Source organism: Paenibacillus sp. HGF5 (genome assembly GCF_000204455.1).
In the GTDB taxonomy this organism is placed as follows: Bacteria; Bacillota; Bacilli; order Paenibacillales; family Paenibacillaceae; genus Paenibacillus_AQ; species Paenibacillus_AQ lautus_A.
Genome location: NZ_AEXS01000093.1, coordinates 1 through 6,154 on the forward strand (window position 1 = coordinate 1; position 6,154 = coordinate 6,154).

6 protein-coding genes are annotated in these 6,154 nt (G+C 50.0%); 5 read left to right on the forward strand and 1 reads right to left on the reverse strand.

What is annotated here, in order from left to right; translation table 11 throughout:
- From HMPREF9412_RS14795 to HMPREF9412_RS14810, 4 genes are all read left to right on the forward strand, one after another.
- On the forward strand, positions 1–891 hold an 891-nt coding region (locus HMPREF9412_RS14795), incomplete at its 5' end, for a sensor histidine kinase (RefSeq protein ID WP_009592419.1).
- A gap of 282 nt (positions 892–1,173) precedes the next feature.
- Entirely contained in the window at positions 1,174–2,076 is a 903-nt protein-coding gene (locus HMPREF9412_RS14800; protein WP_009592417.1) for an ABC transporter permease, read from the forward strand.
- A complete protein-coding gene (locus HMPREF9412_RS14805) occupies positions 2,070–2,930 on the forward strand; it encodes a carbohydrate ABC transporter permease (RefSeq protein ID WP_009592420.1) in 861 nt (286 codons plus the stop codon). Before HMPREF9412_RS14800 ends, HMPREF9412_RS14805 begins: the two co-directional genes overlap by 7 nt.
- 32 nt (positions 2,931–2,962) lie before the next feature.
- Entirely contained in the window at positions 2,963–4,501 is a 1,539-nt protein-coding gene (locus tag HMPREF9412_RS14810) for an extracellular solute-binding protein (protein ID WP_036672330.1), read from the forward strand.
- A gap of 49 nt (positions 4,502–4,550) precedes the next feature.
- Here HMPREF9412_RS14810 and HMPREF9412_RS14815 read toward each other — a convergent pair whose 3' ends face one another.
- Positions 4,551–5,348 carry an AraC family transcriptional regulator gene (locus HMPREF9412_RS14815; protein ID WP_009592416.1) on the reverse strand — a complete coding sequence of 266 codons (798 nt, stop codon included), beginning with the start codon at positions 5,346–5,348 and terminating at the stop codon, positions 4,551–4,553.
- Positions 5,349–5,469: 121 nt separating this feature from the next.
- Between HMPREF9412_RS14815 and HMPREF9412_RS14820 the strand changes: the two genes are divergently transcribed.
- The coding region (locus tag HMPREF9412_RS14820) for a phytanoyl-CoA dioxygenase family protein (RefSeq protein WP_009592418.1) at positions 5,470–6,154 on the forward strand (685 nt) is incomplete at its 3' end.

The window sequence follows — 6,154 nt, forward strand, 5'->3', positions numbered from 1 at the left end:
ATCGTATGGATCATTATGCTTCTGATCAGTGCGTATCTGCTCAGCCGATCGTTCACACATCCGATTCGCCGATTTGTCGAGAAGATGGACCGTCTTAACAACTTTGAGGTTGTGGCGAAGCTGCCTGTTACGAGAATGGACGAAATCGGCAGGCTAACGCAGAGCTACAATGCCATGCTCGAGAGGATTCAGAGCCTGCTCCAAAAGACGAAAAATGCGGAGGAGCAGAAGAAGGAATACGAGCTGAAGATGCTGCGAAGCCAGATTGCGCCCCATTTTCTGTATAATACCCTTGCCTGCATAAGCAGCTTGGCAAAGCAGCAGCGCATCGACGAGCTGCGCGATACGATTCGTTCACTGGTCAAGCTGTTAAGCTTCAGCTTCGACAAGCAATCAGAATACGTATCCCTTGAGGAGGAGCTGGAAGGGCTGCGAATGTACATGCATATTCAGCAGGTGCGCTTTGGGGAACAATATCAGTTTAGGATTGATATCAATCCTGACCTTCTGCAGTATCGCATACTTAAGCTTACGCTGCAGCCGCTCGTAGAAAATGCACTCTTCCATGGACTAACGCCGAATCACGGCGGGCTTATCGTCGTGAATGGCGGGCTGAGGAAGGGGATTCTGAGACTCTATGTGCGCGATAACGGGATAGGCATCAGGCAGGAGAAGCGGAGGAGGCTGCTGTTGGAAAATCAGGACGGTGGGCAGGGCTCCATGTACCGGTTTACGGGCATTGGGCTGCGGAACGTACATGAGCGGATTCGGATCCATCACGGTGAGTCGTACGGCTTGCGGATCGGAAGCGCGGAAGGGGCAGGTACTGTTGTCCGCGTCGATATGCCCGTCCTGACGGAAAGCGACGAACGATTAGGTATTTGGCGTTAACCAATAACGATACCAAGGCTGTCACGTGGTTTCTTCAGACCATTCGTGACAGCCTTTACTCATTTATCGTTGATATTGATGCAGATGGATCCATATTCGATGTTAATGATGATGAAGGAAATGCTTACATTTTTTACGTTTTGTGTATATCGAGGAGACGTCAGGACCTTTATACTTACCTTAATTGGAAGCGCATTCAAACTAGGGAGGGATACGATGGAAGCCAATCATAGCCTAACGCCAGCCCCTCGGATACGGTTATCTCCGCGGACAAGGCTGCACATGTTTTTAAAGTTAGCCTGGCGGTTTAAAGCCTTTTACGTCATGCTGCTGCCCGGCATTATTTATTTTGTCATATTTCGGTACTTCCCGATGTACGGAGTCATTATCGCTTTCAAAGATTTTGCGATCCTGGACGGCATAACGGGCAGCTCGTGGGTTGATCCGTGGTATAAGCATTTTCAGAGCTTTTACGAGTCGCCTTACTTCAGTCAGCTGCTAACCAATACGCTGTTGATCAGCCTCTACAAGCTGTTATGGGGGACGCTGCCGCCGATCATGCTGGCCATACTGCTGAACGAATGCCGCGTTCGCTGGCTGAAGTCAATTGTACAAACGCTGACCTACATGCCGCACTTCTTGTCTTGGGTCATTATTTTCGGTATTCTTTTGACGCTCTTCTCCCAGAACGGTGGTCTCATCAACCGCTGGATTGTGGAAGCGGGGGGAAGCTCGATCCCGTTTCTGACCTCGACGGAATATTTCCGCAGCATACTGGTTGGATCGGAGGTATGGCAAAATCTCGGATGGGGTGCGATTATCTATTTAGCCGCGATGGCGGGCATCGATCCGACGCTTTACGAGGCGGCGAAGGTGGATGGTGCGAGCCGAATGCGAATGATCTGGCATATTACGCTTCCTGGCATTAGAAGCATTATCGTCCTGCTGTTCGTTCTGAAGCTTGGCCATCTGCTTGACGCAGGCTTTGATCAAATTTACATTCTGTACAATATTCAGGTATACCCGGTTGCGGACATCATCGACACATGGGTTTACCGAACCGGTCTGCAGCAGCTTAATTTCAGTTTGGCGTCGGCAGTCGGATTGTTCAAATCGGTCATCGGACTCATCCTTGTGCTAGGTGCCAACCGTGTGGCGAAGAAATGGGGTGAGGGCATATGGTAAGAGGCCTCGATGATAAAATTTTCAACGCAATCATATACGTCATTCTCGGAATATGCGGACTTGTCGCCATTCTGCCGATCCTTTATGTCGTATCCGTATCCATCACTCCGTTCGGAGAAGTACTGCGCAACGGCGGATTCATATTGTTCCCGAAAGAAATTACGTTTTCCGCTTACCGCACGCTGCTGACGGAGTCCAATATTCCGAAGGCGTTCCAAATAACCGTCCTCATTACGGTGATCGGAACAGCGGTCAATCTCGTCTTGACCGGACTGATGGCGTACCCGCTCAGCCGCCGGAATTTGCCGGGAAGAAACTTTTTTCTGCTCATGATCGTGTTCACCTTGTTGTTCAGTGGAGGACTTATTCCGACCTATCTGGTCGTTAAGTCAATGGGGCTGCTCGATTCTATCTGGGCGATGATTTTGCCAAATGCAGTCTGGAGCTTTAACGTTCTTATTATGAAAAGCTTTTTTGAAGGGCTGCCGGAGGAGCTGTTCGAGTCGGCCCGAATGGATGGTGCGAAAGAGTTCCGCATCCTGCTGCAAATCGTTACGCCGCTTTCCCTTCCTGTATTGCTGACGGTTGGATTGTTTTACCTGGTCGGCCATTGGAACGAGTTTTTTCAAGCGATTTTTTATGTGACCGATCGCACGCTGTATCCGCTGCAGGTCGTCGTCCGTGAAATTCTGATGCAAAGCCAGCAGCCACTGGAGAACGCGGAAAATATGATGCCGACGCAGACGATGCAGATGGCATCCGTGATGATTGCGAGCTTGCCGGTCATTGTGATCTATCCGTTTCTTCAAAAGCATTTTACAAAAGGGATGCTGCTTGGTTCGATTAAAGGTTAACCGATGAAACCATTCAGAGAGGGGTTAAGATCATGAAGAAATTAGGGACTTTGCTAGTAGCCGTTTCATTAGTGGGGGCCATGCTTACGGCTTGTTCGGGGGGGAACAGCAGCGATAATCTGGGGAACCAAACGGGCGCTACAGCCAAGCCCGGAGCGGAAACGACGGAGCAGCCTAGCGGCAAACCGGTTAAGCTCGACATTATCGAGACGGGAAACAATCTTCCGTCGCCCGATAAAGACATGATTAAGCAGGAATTGGATAATGCGCTGAATATCGACCTGAACTTGACCGTGTATCCAGCAGCGGACGATTACAACAATCAACTAAACGTTCGGATGTCCTCGGGGAACTTTCCCGACCTGTTCATGGTCGACCGGCAGCAGCTAATTCAATTTTCCAAGCAAGGGCTGCTGCTTGATCTGACGCCGTATATGGATAAATTGGAGCAAACGGTAGCATTCATTGGGGAGGACAGCGTCAAGAAGGGGATGGTCGACGGGAAAGTATATGGCATCTCCAAATCTCCGCAAATCCCTTACAACACCTTATGGATCCGCAAGGATTGGCTCGACAAGCTGAAGCTGGAAGTGCCGACCACCGTGGAACAGTTGGCTTCCGTAGCGGAAGCGTTCACGAAGAACGATCCGGATGGAAATGGCAAGCCGGACACCTTCGGTCTAACGGGGGGCAAGTTGAGCGCATTCTCGACCGTTTTCGGAGCCTTCGGCGTCGGAATGCCAGGCAACTTCTACGAGAAGGATGGCAAAGTCGTCAATTCGCTGCATGAACCGGCAATGAAGGATGCTTTGGCCTTTATTAAGGACATGATTGGATCCGGATCGGTTGATCCGGAGCTGCTCGCCAATAGCGGATTGCAGCATCAAGAGAAGGCGATCAAAGGGCAGGCAGGCATCGTCTATATCGATTGGCCGAACATGACGAAGGAGCAGTTCGTGGAACAGATCAAAACCGTTAATCCGAATGCGGAATGGCTGCAAATCGCCGCTCCTTCGGGTACAGGAGGACAATTCGACGGTTCATGGGATATCGGCGCGGCGCCTGGGAGGTATGCCATTCCGAAAGCGCTTGAGAAAGACCCGGAGAAGCTGCAGCGGGTGTTCGATCTGCTCAACTATATTTCGAATCCGGACGGAGGCTCGCTGCTCGTGCAGTTCGGGGTGAAGGATACGCACTTCACACTTGAGGACGGCAAGCCGTTGATGACGGACAAAGCGGGCGAGGTTGGCCATTCTTGGCTGTACCAATTCACCGGCAGACCGGAAATGGAGTATTTGCAAGCGAAGTTCGCCGCACAATCGGCTGCAATCGAATTCGCGAACGATCAACCCCGTATTGAAGCGTTGAACGGATTTATCGACAATCCGGAAGGGTATAACCCAGCCGATGCGAACCGGTACATGGAAGAGGAGATCGCGAAGTTCATCTACGATAAACGTCCATTGACCGAATACGATGACTTTATCAAGACGCTGGAAACGTCTATGAACTACAAAGCGTTAGTGGACAGCGCAATGGAACAGCTCAAGGCGCTCGGTTACGGGGGCTAAATAACCGGAACGAAAGGCCGACCTCATTCGATGCAGGTCGGCCTGTTCATCATACGCTATGTGTTTTTCGGTACGACGAAGGATTGACGCCGCACAGTTTTTTGAAGCTTTTGCTTAAATGATGTTCGTCGGTAAATCCGCAGTGCTCAGCGATTTGGGCAAGGGTAAGCGAAGAGTAAACAAGGAGCTGCTTCACCTTGTCCATTCTAAGATTAGTCGCGTAGGCGCTTGGCGTTATGCGGAACTCGCGTGTAAACAGTCTTGTCAGCTGAACCTGGGTTAGACCAAGCTCCACAGCGACCGACTTCAACGATAGGCCGAATTCTGCTTGCTGCTGAAGCAGATGCAGGGCTCGCCCAAGGGTCGGATCCTCGCTGAACAAGGTCATCGTATGCTGCTCGGATTGCTCGATCTGAAGCAAATAGAGCAGATCCCTGAGAAGATGTTTCTTGTACGTATGACCAATCCCTGCATGCAAGTATTGGGCTTCGCGAAATTGAGAGAGGGTGGATTGGAAGCGTTTGTTGTTCAATAGCCGAAGTTTGCCGAAAGTCGGAAAGTCCGCCGCTCGCGGCGGCTCCTCTAGGGAATTGATCCATTGAAACCCCATGAGATGGAACGATAAACCATCCGTTTGCCGGTAGAAGGTTAGATCGGGCGGGCATAACACGATGTCATCCTTGACCGCCCTTCCGCTTTGGCTGCCCACTCTGTAATTAAAAGCGCCTTCTTCGACGATGAACAACGCCCAATGATCATACGTATCATGCGTTTTCTGAAATTGATGGGTATCCTTCACGTAGACATGGTATTGCAGATCGGGATCCAGAAATCGGCTGAACTCCATTGCATGACAACACCTTTTCAAAAGATTGAAATTATATACAAGGAAAATCAATTTTTCTTACATTATAACATGATGGTTCTCCAAATATAATTAAATAAAATACAAGTAGGAGGTATAAAGGATGAAGACAGCCCATTTGGAAATAACGAAATTGATGGAGCAATTTCATGAACAGGGGTATTTGGTTATACCAGATATTTTGTCGCAGGAACAGGTGAGCCGGCTGAATGCCGCGATCGACGAAATTGTCTTGATGGAACCAGAAGCGCTTTCACATAATATTTATAACAGCGTAGAACGCCATGCCGAGATCGCTGCATTAATCGATCAGCCTGCCATTCTTCCATTAATCGTTAATTTGCTAGGCCACAACATTCAGCTTCACATCTCCCACCTCACGATCAGACAACCGAATCCAAGCGAAGCCCAAACGGCCACGCACAGCTTTATCGATTGGCATCAAGACGGTCCGCATCCGCAGTTTCCTGTCATTAACGGCTTGACAGCAACCTATTATATTAAGGTTTGCTATATTTTGAGCGATATGTCGGAGCCGGATCGCGGCAATACGAAAGTGATTCCGGGTAGTCACAAGCAGCCGTACAACCCGAATCACAAGGATGTGCGCCAGCAGCTTGACGGGGAGGTACAAGTGTGCGGAAAACCAGGTGACGTCTTCGTGTTCGCCCAAAACTTGTGGCATGCTGGTTCGCCGAATCGTTCCGCATTCACAAGAAGGCAGCTGTTCCTCGGCTACAGCCCGATCTGGATGCGTCCAATCGACTATCATTCGGCGTCTGAGAGCC